The sequence below is a fragment of the Sphaerisporangium sp. NPDC051011 genome (assembly GCF_040653595.1).
In the GTDB taxonomy this organism is placed as follows: domain Bacteria; phylum Actinomycetota; class Actinomycetes; order Streptosporangiales; family Streptosporangiaceae; genus Sphaerisporangium.
Map to the genome: position 1 here is coordinate 418,523 of NZ_JBFAGG010000007.1, position 14,043 is coordinate 432,565.

Here is a 14,043-nt window from a genome sequence, read left to right on the forward strand (position 1 = left end):
CCCGGTGTAGTTTTGCCGCATAATGCGGTTCCGGGGAGGGGTGGGGATGGCGGGGCGGATAGTCATTGATGGCCGCTACGAACTCGACGACCTCCCGTTGGGCCGGGGCGGGATGGGAGAGGTTTACGCGGGTTACGACCGAAACCTCGATCGCAGAGTGGCCGTAAAGCTCATTCGGTTCCCCTATGGGCAGTATGACGAGGCTCTGGTGAAACGCTTCGTCCACGAGACGCGGGTGATGGCGAAGCTCGATCACCCCGGCGCTCCAGCGATATACGACGCCAACGCCTACCAGGACCCACGGCTCGGCACCCGTCCCTTCCTGGTGATGCAGTACGTGGACGGTGTGACGATCGACCACTTGGTGAGCGAACAGGGCCCACTTCCTGCCGCCTGGGCCGCGCTGATCGCGGCACAGGCGGCGGCCGTGCTGCAGGCCGCTCACGAGCGGGGCATTTTTCACCGTGACCTGAAGCCGAGCAACCTCATGCTCTGCCGCGACGGCTCGGTCAAGGTGCTCGACTTCGGCCTGGCCATGTTCCACGACCCCGAGCTCACCAGGCTGACCCGCAGCGGCACGATCCTTGGCACGCCCTCCTACATGTCACCAGAGCAGATCCGCGGTGCGACGGTGGGCCCGCAAAGCGACATCTACTCCCTTGGGCTGGTCCTGTACGAGATGCTCACCGGACGTCGCCTGTTCGAGGGCGATACCGAGTACGACACCTTCGACAAGCAGGTGAACATCCCCGCCCCGCCTGTACGGCTGGAGCGGGCGGACGTGCCGCCGGGCCTGGACAAGTACCTGCTGGGCATGCTGCAGAAGCGCGCGGAGGACCGCCCGGCCCAGGCCGGCGCGGTGGTCGACGGCCTGCTTCCATTCGCCACAGGGCTGCACCCGATCACCGGTGTCGTCACGTCCGCCCCAAGCGCGCTGCGCATGTACGCCGGCGCGGTCGGCCGGATCGGCGCAGGCGTGGAGAGCATCGTGGCGTCCCAAATGCTCGACCGGGTGGCATCGGAACAGGGCGCGGAGCCCTCTGCCGAACGATCCGCATGGGTCCCAGAAAGCAATGAAGGGTTCAGCCGAGGGGACATCGCCCGGGCGCGGACCGAGGCCAGGGCATTGGCGGAGGACTCCCGCTACGGGCAGGCCGTGGAGGTGCTGTCCGCGGTTCTCGGAACCGCCGGCCGGATTTTCGGGGCCTTGGACAGCGAGGTGCTGGACCTGCGGATTCACCTGGCCGAGGTGCTGTTCGAGGGCGGTGACTACCGCCGGGCCGCTCCAGCATTCGCGGAGCTGAGCACTGATCTGGCGAAGAGGCATGGACCCGACGACGAAGTGGTGCTGCACTGCCGCAGGCAGGAGGCGACCTGCCGCGCACTCATGGGCAAGACGGGCACGGCGCTTCAGATGCTCGAACGCCTGTTGGCGGACGAGCGGCACCTATACGGGGACGAGGACCCGCGACCGCTGGAGTTGAGGCGTCAGATCGGGCTGCTCCAACTGGGTGCCGGTGACACCGAGCAGGCCCGGGTGACTCTGTCTGAGCTGCTGCGTGATCTCACCCGGCTGTACGGCGCGGAGCATCCCGAGTCGGTACGTGTTCGCGACAGCCTTACTCGATTGTCGATGTGACGGCCCAGCCAAAGCGGCTCTCCTTGCTCACCTGACGCTCATGGCCGAGCCGGACTCGCGGGTCCGGCCGACACAGGTGCGTACGGATGCCCTTCAGCCTGACGACTTCCGCGATCTCGGCGCACGCGTGACGCGTATCTGGCTGTGACTGGCATACACAGAAATTTGCTTGTGTCCTGGCGTCAACAGTGTTACTTTTATCTCGTCCACCTGATCTACCGTCCCCCCGGCAGGTCGCCATTCTCCCTCAGCAATCAGGAGCATTCCGCTTTTGTGGCGCGGAACGCAAGTTGTGACTTGTCTGTTGCCTGGATGAATAACGGCCCAACGGTAAATCGCCTTATTGTCCAAGTTTCGGTCATTCGGTGCCGGAGGCGGCGGATCATCACGTTTCACCATTAGTGTGCGGATGAGCCGGAAGGGCTAACAAGAGTGTGGTTTCGGACGGGCCGGTATCGGTGGGTCCTGCCATGACCGGTGTCAGGCTTGAAGATCTGACTCAAGGGGCCATCGTCGGCGGGGTCACGCCCAGCGGTGATGTGACCGTCGTGGCCGTCACGTGGTACGGATCCAACGCCCTCGAACTCACCTACCGCACCGAACCCGGGCAGATCGCTGCTCAACTGCTCGACCGCGATCGCGAAAGCCGCCTCACCTTGCGCCGGCCGTCCGCCGCCTACGCCTTCGATGGCGACGGCGCACAGTTCAAATTGGCGGCCGAGGCACTGCGCATCCGCATGGCGGCCCGGTTCGACCCCATGCTCGCCGTTACCACCAGCGACCTCGAACCGTTGCCACACCAGATACAGGCCGTGTACGGCGAACTGCTCGACCGCACACCTCTCCGTTTCGTCCTGGCCGACGATCCGGGCGCCGGAAAAACGATCATGGCTGGCTTGTACATCAAGGAGCTGATGCTCCGAGGTGACTTGGAACGATGCATGATCGTCGCGCCGGGCGGGCTGGTCGAGCAATGGCAGGAAGAGCTGCTGGAGAAGTTCGGCCTGCGCTTCGAGCTGCTCACCCGGCAGCTGATCGAGGCGCAACTGGAGCAGGGCGTCTTCGAACGCTATCCGCTGCTCATCGCCCGCATGGACCAGCTCTCCCGCAGCGAGGAGCTCCAGGCGCAGCTTCAGCGGAGCGACTGGGACCTGGTCGTGGTCGACGAGGCACACCGCATGTCGGCTCGCTACTTCGGTGACGAGCTGAAGAAGACCAAGCGCTACCTGCTCGGCGAGCTGCTGGGTAAGCACACCCGCCATCTGCTGCTGATGACCGCGACCCCGCACGCGGGCAGCGAGGCCGACTTCCAGCTGTTCATGGGACTGCTCGACTCGGATCGCTTCGAAGGAAAGTACCGCGAGGGGATCAGCTCCAACGACACCGACGGCCTGATGCGCCGGATGGTCAAGGAAGACCTGCTCACTTTCGAGGGCAAGCCCCTGTTCCCGGAGCGCCGCGCTTACACCGTCCCTTACGAGCTGTCGCACGCTGAGGGCGAGTTGTACGAGGTCGTCACCGAGTACGTCCGCGAGCAGATGGGCCGGGCCCAGGAGCTGGCGACCAAGGGAGAGGCGCGGCGCGGCAACACCGTCGGCTTCGCGCTCACCGTGCTTCAGCGCCGGCTCGCCTCCAGCCCCGAGGCGATCCTGAAGTCGCTCGAACGCCGTCACAAGCGCCTCCAGCAGCTCCGACACGAGCTGGCCACTGGCGGCCAGAGCGGCGTCGAGGGCCGGCTCCGCGAGCGGCTCGCCATTCTGGCCGGACGGGCTCCGGAGGATGTCGATGCCGACCTTGACGACCTGCCCGGCAATGAGGTCGAGGAGTTGGAGGACGACGTCGTCGACGCCGCCACCACCGCGCAGACGCTCGCCGAGCTGGACAAGGAGCTCGGACTGCTCGAAGATCTGGTCGAGGTCGCCCGCCGGGTACGCAACGCGGGGACCGACCGCAAGTGGACCGAGTTGTCCGAGCTGCTCCAGAGCCACGCACTGATCCGCGATGCCGATGGCGGCCCGCGCAAGCTGATCATTTTCACCGAGCACCGGGACACCCTCGAATACCTGGTGGAACGCATCCGTGGGCTGCTCGGCCGCGAGGAGGCCGTGGTCGCCATCCACGGCGGCGTCACCCGAGACCAACGGCGCCGGATCAAGGAACTGTTCACCCAGGACAAGGACTGCCGCATCCTGGTCGCCACGGACGCGGCGGGGGAGGGCCTGAACCTCCAGCGCGCCCACCTCATGGTGAACTACGACCTTCCGTGGAACCCCAACCGCATCGAGCAGCGTTTCGGCCGGATTCACCGCATCGGGCAGACCGAGGTCTGCCACCTGTGGAACCTCGTAGCCGAGGACACCCGGGAAGGGGCGGTGTTCCGTCGCCTGCTCGACAAGATCGACGAGCAGCGCCGTGCGTACAAGGGGAAGGTCTTCGACGTCCTCGGCGAGGCGTTCCAGGGGCAGCCGCTGCGCACCCTGCTCATGCAGGCCATTCAGTACGGCGACCGGCCGGAGGTCCGTGACCGGCTGAACCAGGTGATCGACGCCTCGGTGGGCCAGGGCCTGGACAAGCTGATGGCCGAGCGGGCACTGGCCCACCAGAAGCTGGACGAGACGGACGTCGCCGAGTGGCGGCTGCGCATGGAGGAGGCCCGGGCCCGGCGCCTTCAGCCGTACTACGTCAAGGCGTTCTTCCTCGCGGCGTTCCGGCAGCTCGGCGGGCGCATCTCGGAGAGGGAGTCCGGCCGGTACGAGATCACGCACGTGCCGGGCGACGTCGTTGACCACGATCGGCAGATCAGGGTGGGCGTCCCGGTGCTGCGCCGGTACGAGCGCGTGACCTTCGACCGCGAGCTGGTACGCCCGGCCGGCCTGCCGCGCGCGGATCTGCTCGCGCCCGGCCATCCGCTGCTGGACGCGGTCGTCTCCTTGGTCATCGAGCGGTACGGCACGCAGCTCAAGCAGGGCGCCGTGCTGGTAAACCGGCGCGACGAGAGTGAGGAGCCGCACGTGCTCGTCGCGATCACGCAGGAGATCGCCGACGGCCACGACAGGGTCATCAGCAAGCGCTTCGACTTCGTCGAGATCGGCAGCAGCTCTGCTCGGGCCGCGGGGGTCGCCCCCTATCTCGACTACGCGCCGGCCACCGAGGCGGAACGGCAACTCGTCGCGGGGGTTCTGGAGGAGGGCTGGCTGGCGAGTGGCATCGACCAGCTCGCCGTCGGCTGGGCGGTCGAGAACGGCCTGGCGTCGTATGTGGGGGAGATCCGCGCCCGGGTCGCCGCGCAGACCGAGCGCACCCGCAGGCTTGTCCGGCAACGACTGCTCCAGGAGATCAACTACTGGGACACCCGGCACGCCGACCTCCTCGACGCCGAGCAGACCGGCAAGACCCTCAAGGTCCGTCCGGAGACGGCAGCGCGCCGGGCCCGCGACCTGGAAGCGCGTCTCCAGCGCCGCATGGCGGACTTGAACCAAGGCGAACTGTTGCAGATCCGCCCTCCTCGCGTGGTCGGCGGTGCCCTCGTCATCCCCGAGGGCTTGCTGGACCGGCTCACCGGACTGCGGGACGGGCCGCCGGAGGCGTACGTGCGGGACACCGCGGGGGTTGAACGGCGTGCGGTCGACCGCGTCCTCCAGGAGGAGCGGCGGCTCGGCCGCATTCCGGAGGAAATGCCGCATAACAACCCAGGCTATGACATTCGGTCCAAAACCGTCGATGATCACTGGATTTTCATCGAAGTGAAGGGCCGGGTAAACGGCGCGGATCAGTTTCACGTCACACGTACAGAAGTTCTTACCGGCAAGAACACCGGACCGAATTACCGGCTGGCGCTCGTCAGTGTCCACCCGGACGGACCGGAACACGACGAGGTCCGCTACATCGTGAACCCCTTCCGCGATGTGGACTTCGGCGACTTCGCCGCCACCGACCTCGGTGGCGACTGGCACAAGGAATGGGCACGAGGAGGAGCACCGGTATGACCCCCGACATTGGAACCGGCACACCTGGATACCGCCGCAAGCTGATCGAGGTGGCGCTTCCTCTAGAGGAGATCAACAAGCAGTCGGCCAGAGAGAAGTCCATCCGCCACGGCCACCCGTCCACCCTCCACCTATGGTGGGCCCGCCGTCCTTTGGCCGCCTGCCGGGCTGTACTTTTCGCTCAGTTGGTGGATGACCCATCCTCGCGCCCGAAGGAATTTCCGACTGAGGAGGACCGCGTTCTTGAGCGGAAGCGCCTCTTCAACATCATCGAACGCTTAGTGGACTGGGACAACATCAATGACAAGGCCCTATACGAAGAGGCCCGCAAAGAGATCTGGAAGTCCTGCGACGGCAACCCACCCCCGATCCTCGACCCTTTCGCAGGTGGCGGTTCGATTCCCCTGGAGGCCCAGCGCCTTGGCCTGGAAGCGTATGCCTCCGACCTGAACCCGGTCCCGGTTCTCATCAACAAGGCTCTCATCGAGATTCCGCCCAAGTGGGCAGGAAAAGCTCCGGTGTTTCCCGGGGTCGCCGAGTCGAAATTTGGTGAGTGGCCCGGTGCGACGGGCCTGGCCGAGGATGTCCGGCGTTACGGCCACTGGATGCGCGAGGAGGCGGAGAAGCGCGTCGGCCGACTCTATCCCAAGGCCAAGTTGGGGGATGGCTCCGAGGCCAATGTCATCGCCTGGATCTGGGCTCGCACCGTTACCTGCCCGAACCCGGCTTGCGGGGGCATCATGCCGCTGGTGCGTTCCTTCTGGCTTAGCCAGAAGAAGGGTAAGCAGTGCTTCGTCGAGCCGATCGTCGATGGTAAGCGCGTCCGCTTCGAGATTCGTGGCCCCAAGGGGAAGCCCCAGGAAGGCACAGTTGGACGAACAGGTGCGACCTGTCTGCTTTGTGGAGATCCTGCTCCTCTGGAATATATTCGTGATGAGTCCAGGGAAGGACGAATGGGTGCTCAGCTTATGGCGACGGTGGCTGAGGGCTCGCGGACCCGTTACTACGTTGCCCCTACTGAAGAACATGAGCAAGCCGCTAATATCTCTCGGCCGGAGAATATGCCAGATGGGGAGTTGCCGGAGAGGGCACTTAGCTTCCGGGTTCAAGCGTATGGAATGACTCAGTGGGTTGATCTGTTTACCAATCGGCAACTCGTGGCGCTTACCGAAATCAGCGATCTGGTGGCCGAGGCTCGGAATAAGGCGCTTGCTGATGCTCGTGATGCTGGCTCGATCCAGGGAGATCCGCTCGCCAAGGGAGGAACTGGTGCGGCTGCTTATGCAGATTCAATCGCAATCTATCTAGCATTAGCATTTAGTCGGACTGTAGATCTTAACAATAGGATTGCGACATGGTCGAGTAGTCGTGATCAGGCGAGAAACCTATTCGCTCGGCAGGCTGTACCGATGGCTTGGGACTTCGTTGAAGTAAGCCCCTTTGCCGAAGCGGCGGGAGACCTTGGTGTCTCTGTTGAAACCGCCCGCAAGGTGCTGGATAATATCCCTAGCCAACCGTCGGGGTCATCGACTCAGGTCAGTGCCGCTGATCGTCCTTATAAAGGTGTCGTTGTCTCTACCGACCCGCCGTACTATGACAATATTGGGTACGCGGATCTGTCGGACTTTTTCTATATCTGGTTGCGTCGTTCGCTTGGGTGGGTTCTCCCAGATTTACTCGGGACGCTGTTGACACCTAAAAGCGATGAGCTGATTGCCAGTCCTTATCGTCATGGCGGCAAGGAAGGTGCTACCCGGTTTTTCGAGGAAGGCTTCCACCGAGTCTTTGCACGTATCCGAGAAGGTGCACCCGCAGCATACCCGATGACCGTTTTCTATGCCTTTAAGCAGTCCGAGGCTGATGATAATGGTGAGGCCTCGACAGGATGGGAAACTCTATTGGAGGGCATGATCCGCTCCGGGTGGACCATCACTGCCACCTGGCCGCTTCGCACAGAGCGGGGAGGGCGCATGCTCAGCGTTGGAACCAACGCGCTCGCCTCCTCGGTGGTGCTGGCGTGCAGACCACGAGCAGAGAGCGCAGAGGTAACTGACCGGCGAGGGTTGATCAACGCGCTTAAGGGGGAGCTCCCCGTCGCTCTCCGCGACCTGCAGCAGGGCGGTATCGCGCCCGTAGACCTGGCGCAGGCGGCGATCGGTCCGGGGATGGCTGTGTTTTCCCGGTATGCACAGGTGGCCGAGGCCGACGGTTCTCCGATGCGGGTTCGGGCGGCGCTCGTCCTGATCAACCAGATTCTCGCGGAGGTTCTGTCCGAGCAGGAGGGCGACTTCGACTCCGACACGCGGTTCTGCATTGAGTGGTTCAAGGGCCATGGCTTCGACGAGGGCAAGTTCGGGGATGCTGAAACGCTCTCTAAGGCCATGGACACCGCTGTCGCTGCTCTAGGTCGAGCGGGAGTACTTAGGGCACGTGCGGGGGTCGTCCAACTCTTCAGCCCAGGAGAGCTTCCGATGGCATACGACCCCCAGCTTGATGACCGGATTTCGGTCTGGGAGGTTGTCATGCACCTTGCTAAGCGTCTGGATGAGCAGGGCATCGAGGCAGCCGGGCAGTTGATGGCAGCGGCAAAGAGCCGAGTCGATCTCGACACCACCAAGGAGCTTGCCTACCTGCTCTTCTCAATATGCGAGCGGCGGAACTGGGCCAAGACCGCGCTGCTCTTCAACGCCCTCGGCTCATCCTGGACGGAGATCGAGAAGGCTTCTCGCAGCGCCGTACCGGCCGCAAGTGCCCAGGGAACGCTCGACTTCAGCGACGACGAGGACTGACGACATGGCGATGAGCAACAGGGACAGGATCGGCCGGGGACTCGAACTGCTCGGGACCGGGTTGCTGCCGTTCGTCGACATGATGATGGACATGGCGACCCCCGCCGGCAAGGACTGGGTGCAGGTCCTCGAAGCGCGGGACGCGGCCAAGCACGGCACCAACAAGACCTATAGCAAGACCGACGTGCGCTTCCTACTGCGCGTCATTGTCGAGGAGTGGCGGGTCTTCAAGGATCGGCTTTCCCGGGTGGAGCAGAACTTCGCCGGCGAGCTCAAGGAAGTCGGCAACAAGTGGGCGCACACGCAGCCCTTCTCTGGTGACGACACCTACCGTGCCCTCGACACTATGGAGCGCCTGCTAGTCGCGGTCGGTGCCATGGACCGGGCCGACGAGGTGCGCAAATTACGCCAGGACCACCAGCGCAGCCTCTACGACAGCGAAGCCCGCAAGGCGGCCCAGTCGGTCACCTCTTTGCCGAGCATCGAGGCCAACGGCCTGAAGCCCTGGCGTGACATCATCGCGCCGCACCCGGACGTACAGGCCGGCAAGCTGGCTGCCGCCGAATTCGCGGCCGACCTGCACATGGTCTCCATCGGCGAGAGCACCAGCGAGGAGTACTCCAACCCGATCCAGTTCTTCCGCCGCACCTACCTGACCGACGGTCTGAAGGATCTGCTTCAGCAGGCGGTCGCTCGCGTCGGCAAGGACTCCAACGCCACCCCGGTCTGGAACCTGCAGACCAACTTCGGCGGCGGCAAGACCCACTCGATGCTGGCCCTCTGGCACATCTTCTCCGGCACCGCGCTGCATCAGTTGCCCCAGGAAGTCGTGGACCTCTTCACGGACGCCGACGCCAGCGCCGTCGGTAGCCAGGTCCACCGCGCGGCCCTCGTGGGAAACCACATCGACCCGGCCGCGGGAAAACCCAAGGACGACGGCACCCGGGTACACACGCTCTGGGGTGAGCTGGCCTGGCAGCTCGGTGGGCGCAAGGCGTACGAGATCGTCCGCGAGGCCGACGAGGCTCACACGAACCCGGGCGACGCGCTTCGCGCGCTGGTCGCCGCCTACTCGCCCTGCCTCATCCTCATCGACGAGTGGGTCGCCTACGCTCGGCAGCTCTACGGCCGCGAAGACCTGGCGGCAGGGACATTCGACACCCAGTTCACGTTCGCGCAGACCATCACCGAAGCCGTCAAGGCCGTACCCGGGGCGCTGCTCGTCGTCTCGATCCCCGCGTCCAGCCACGCGGAGGCCGAGAACGGGATCATGGGCAGCGCCCTGGAGGTCGGCGGAGTCAACGGCCGTGCCGCACTGGACCGCCTGCAGAACGTGATCCGCCGCGTCGCCCGCCAGTGGCAGCCGGCTCGGGCCCACGAGTCGTTTGAGATCGTGCGCCGCCGCCTGTTCGAGGAGCCGGACGCGAAGGCCAAGGCCGAGATCGCCGCGATCGCCAAGCAGTTCTGGAAGTTCTACAACGACCACAAGGGCGAGTTTCCCCGCGAGTGCTCGGAGACGAGCTACGAGGAGCGGATCAGGAACGCCTATCCGATCCACCCGGAGCTGTTCGACCGGCTGTACGAGGACTGGTCGACGCTGGACCGTTTCCAGCGCACCCGAGGCGTACTGCGGCTGATGAGCACGGTGATTCACAAGCTGTGGCACGCCCAGGTGGCGGACCCGCTGATCATGCCCGGCTCGGTGCCGTTGAACGAGGCGGCCGTGGTGAGCGAGGTGGACCAGTACCTTGAGGACCGCTGGAAGGCGGTCATCGATACCGACGTCGATGGCGAGACGGCGACGCCCGTTCAGATCGACAAGGAGCGCAACGTCTTCGGCCGACGGGCCCTCACCCGGAGATTGTCCAGGACGATCTTCCTCGGCGCCGCCCCCACGCTGACCAAGCCGCACAAGGGGATCGAGCAGCAGAACATCTGGGCCGGTGTCGCCATCCCCGGTGACGTGGTCGGCAACTTCGGCTCCGCGCTGCACATGCTGACCGATCGCGCCACCTTCCTGTACGTGGACGGCGCTCGCTACTGGTTTGACACCCAGGCCTCCGTCACCCGGGCCGCTAAGGATTACGCGGAACGGCTGTACCCGGAGGACGTCTGGGCAGAGATCGTCAAGCGGCTGCGAGCCCATGAGCTGCGCATTCGCGGCGACTTCGCCGCCGTCCATGTCACCGACGACAGCTCCGAAGTGCCGGACACCGGTGACGCCCGGCTCGTGATCCTGCACCCAAAGTTCGTGCACGCCAAGGGGGACGACAAGTCCTCCGCGCGGATATTCGCCCAGGAAGTGCTCGACAAGCGGTCCAGCTCCCAGCGGATCAATCGCAACATGCTGGTCTTCCTGGCGGGCGACGCTCGGCGCATGGAAGAACTGGGCGAGGCGGTGCGCGAGTTCCTGGCCTGGGAGGACATCTTCGGGCGCAAGGAGGAGCTGGATCTGTCCGTCCAGCAGATCAAGCAGGTGGAGACCCGCCGCACCAACGCCAAGCAGGCCGTCGACCTGCGCATCCGTGAGACGTATTACTGGGCATTCGTGCCCGACCAGCAGCCCGGCGGGCACATCACCTGGCAGGTGGAGAAGGCCGACGGCAGCAAGGACAGGTTGGCCGAGCGGGTGAGCGCCAAGTTGCACCAGCGCGACGCGCTTCGCGTCATCCAGGCGGCGTCCGTCATCCGCGGGAACCTCGACCGAGAGCTGGGCAGCATCTGGAGCACTCGCGGTCACATCGCGGTCGAAGAGCTGTGGGGTTACTACTGCCGGTATCCGTACCTGCCCAGGCTCCGTGATCGGAGTGTGCTCGACTCCGGCATCACGGCAGGTCTGGACGAGTTCGACTGGGAGCGCACCGGGTTCGCCCTGGCCACTGGGTACGACGGTCAGCGGTTCGAGGGGCTGGCGGTTCCACCGAAGGACCACTTCGGTCAGATCACCGACAGCACGCTCCTGGTGCGTCCCGACCTGGCCCTGGCCCAGCGTGAAGCCGAGCTGAGGTCCGCCGCCGAAGCCGCCGCGGCGACCGCTCTGCAGGAGGAGGGCGCGGGGATCCCGGCCGTGACCGGTGGCGCCGGCAATGCCTCAGGAGCGACCGGGACGACCGGAATGGCGGGTCCCCCGGTCGCCGCGCAGCCGGGCCCGAAGAACACCAGGTTCTTCGGCGTGGCCAAGCTGGACCGGGAGTTCTACCAGAAGAGCTTCACCAAGATGGCGCAGGAGGTTATCCAGCACCTGGCGGCCGTCGAAGGGGTCGAGCTGGAGATCACCATCGAGATCAGCGCACGAAAGCCGGAGGGCTTCCCGGAGGACAAGGTGCGCATCGTCTCGGAAAACGCCCGTGTCCTGAAATTCGACCAGTTCGGGTTCGAGGACCGCTGACCTTATGACCGCTCCGTCGTGGCGACCCAGGCGGAGCGGTCATCCGCCCCAAAAATGCAAATGCTCCTGATTAACGCTCTATTTCGCCCGGGTTCCCTCCGGTGCTGCATAGAGTGTCACCGTTGGATATCGGCCTCTGGGAATGAGATATCCGCCTCACTAGGCTGATTATCGCGATGACATCAGGTCCCCCACTGATCGCACGGAGTTGGTATGCCGGTTGAGAAGGCAGAGCGCGACATCCAGACCCTCGTAGGCCAGATCTCCAGCGGCGAGATCAAGCTCCCGGAGATCCAGCGCGGTTACGTATGGAAGCCCACACAGGTCGCCAAGCTGGTCGAATCGCTGTACCGGGGTTACCCGACGGGGTCGCTGCTGTTCTGGCGTACCGAGGAGGACCCCACGACCCGGCGGGTCGCCATAGGCACCGCACAGGCGCAGCCGGCTGTGCAGCCGCTCTATCTGCTCGATGGGCAGCAACGTCTGACTTCTCTCCACCGTGTGCTGAACGATCATGCCGAGGCACAGATCGTTTTCAACGTCGAGACCGAGGCGTTCCAGAACCAGAGCGCGGCGACGGTCAAGGATCCCCGGTGGACGAAGGTGTATGAGGTGGCCCGCCCTGGGGCGAAGCAGTTTCCGCTCGTCACCAAAATCCACACCGCTGTGCCCTCGCTCGATCCCGATCTGATCGGCGAGCGGCTGGGGCTGCTCGCCGGGATCCGCAGCGGGCGATTCCACATGGAGATCTTGACCGAGTTCCCGTACGACGAGATCGCGCAGATCTTTGTCCGGGTCAACAGTGGGCGCCCGCTCAAAACCAGCGATCTCGCCCTGGCCACATTGTCGGCGCGCTGGACCGGCATCCTTGGCAAGCTGGAGGACGAGGCCGCGCACTGGGCGAAGAAGCACTACCAGGACCTCGACGTCACCTTCCTCACCCGCGCCCTGACCGGTACGGTCCTCGGCCGAGGTCTGTCCACCTGGTCCCACGGTCGGCTCATCGCCGCCAGCGACGAGGAACTGGAGAAGGGCTGGGCGACCGTCAAGCGCGGGCTGCGCCACCTGATCCCGTTGCTTCAGGAGAACCTGAAGGTCAGCAACAGCAACCTGATCTCATCCCACATCGCACTGCTTCCGCTCATCGTGCTGCTCGGTGAGCGTCCCGACGTGCCTCTGGACCCGGAGACGGCCAACGGCATCATCTATTGGTTTCTACTCGCCAACCTCCGCAACCGCTACAGCAGTTCGACGGACACGCGACTCGGCCAGGACATCCCCGCCGCCAGAGGTCCCGAGCCGGTGAAGCAGCTTCTCGCCAACCTCGGCGTTCGCGGCGCACACCTGGAGGTGACGCCGCAGGATCTTGTCGGCCGCACGGTGGGCAGCCCGTACTTCTTCCTCAGCTTCCTCGTTGCGAAGAACGCCGGGGCGCGGGACTGGTGGTACTCGACGGAGATCTCCGCAACAGCCGAAGCCGGGCAGAAATTGGAATACCACCACATCCACCCGCAGGCCACGCTCAAGAACCACGGGAACGGCTACAGCAAGACCGAGATCAATGACCTCGCTAACCTGGCCTTCATCTCGGCAAAGGCCAACCGGAAGATCAGCGATCGCTCGCCAAGCCTGTACTTCGTGGATCCGAACCTGCCGCCGCTGAGTGAGCAGGAGTTGGCTGCGCACTTTGTGCCTTACGACGAGCTGCTCCGGCACGCTGGCGCCTACCGGGACTATCTGAACGCGCGACGTGCGCGTCTTGCTGAGGCGATGACCGCGTTGCTCGACCGCTTCCGGCCCGCCTGGATGGACGACACGGCGGCGACCGCGGACCCGCTCGCCGGCTGCTCCCTGGAATTCGTCCTCTACCAAAGCGCCTGGGACACCGGCCGTGTCGTGGTCAAGGCCAAGGGTGAGAACTTCGAATGGGAGGGAACCTTCGGCTTCGCCGACCTCGAATCCGCCATCGAAGCGGCCGACGGTGGGCTCGACAGCGACCTCGAAATCGGCGGTGAGGCGCTGCCGGTCCGCGTGGAGAGCGACACGCTCACCATCCCCATCGGGCCCTTCCTGACCTCGGGGACGATCGACGCTTGGCGTAAAACGCTGGAGCGCGAGAAGGCCGACGCCCAGCCGCTCTCCCAGTGCCCGGTGATCTCGCCCAGGCTGTGGGACGGCGAGCGCATCCTGTTTCCCGTGACGAGCATCGAATGAACGGATCGAGGTATCGCCGGCCGGTCG

At 64.9% G+C, this 14,043-nt stretch carries 5 protein-coding genes; all 5 read left to right on the plus strand.

From position 1 onward, the window contains the following. Nucleotides 1–46 precede the first annotated feature (46 nt). The 5 genes from AB0H21_RS19250 to AB0H21_RS19270 all read left to right on the plus strand — a co-directional run bounded on the left by AB0H21_RS19250 (nt 47) and on the right by AB0H21_RS19270 (nt 14,016). Nucleotides 47–1,639, plus strand: a complete 1,593-nt coding sequence (locus tag AB0H21_RS19250) for a serine/threonine-protein kinase (protein ID WP_358518052.1) — start codon at nt 47–49, stop codon at nt 1,637–1,639. 470 nt (nt 1,640–2,109) lie between these two features. Further along, the gene (locus AB0H21_RS19255) at nt 2,110–5,625 is read left to right on the plus strand and encodes a helicase-related protein (RefSeq protein ID WP_358517966.1); all 3,516 of its coding nucleotides are present in this window, start codon (nt 2,110–2,112) and stop codon (nt 5,623–5,625) included. After that, nucleotides 5,622–8,414, plus strand: a complete 2,793-nt coding sequence (locus AB0H21_RS19260) for a DUF1156 domain-containing protein (RefSeq protein WP_358517969.1) — start codon at nt 5,622–5,624, stop codon at nt 8,412–8,414. Before AB0H21_RS19255 ends, AB0H21_RS19260 begins: the two co-directional genes overlap by 4 nt. 10 nt (nt 8,415–8,424) lie before the next feature. Further along, the gene (locus AB0H21_RS19265; protein WP_358517972.1) at nt 8,425–11,802 is read left to right on the plus strand and encodes a Swt1 family HEPN domain-containing protein; all 3,378 of its coding nucleotides are present in this window, start codon (nt 8,425–8,427) and stop codon (nt 11,800–11,802) included. Between the two features lie 213 nt (nt 11,803–12,015). Next, nucleotides 12,016–14,016 (plus strand): DUF262 domain-containing protein, encoded by a 2,001-nt coding sequence (locus AB0H21_RS19270; protein WP_358517975.1) that lies wholly within the window; start codon nt 12,016–12,018, stop codon nt 14,014–14,016. The last annotated feature ends 27 nt before the right edge of the window (nt 14,017–14,043 follow it).

Coding starts and splice junctions, on each gene's coding strand:
- AB0H21_RS19270 (WP_358517975.1), top strand. CDS start 12,016: ATGCCGGTTGAGAAGGCAGAGCGCGACATCCAGACCCTCGTAGGCCAG.
- AB0H21_RS19255 (WP_358517966.1), top strand. CDS start 2,110: ATGACCGGTGTCAGGCTTGAAGATCTGACTCAAGGGGCCATCGTCGGC.
- AB0H21_RS19265 (WP_358517972.1), top strand. CDS start 8,425: ATGAGCAACAGGGACAGGATCGGCCGGGGACTCGAACTGCTCGGGACC.
- AB0H21_RS19250 (WP_358518052.1), top strand. CDS start 47: ATGGCGGGGCGGATAGTCATTGATGGCCGCTACGAACTCGACGACCTC.
- AB0H21_RS19260 (WP_358517969.1), top strand. CDS start 5,622: ATGACCCCCGACATTGGAACCGGCACACCTGGATACCGCCGCAAGCTG.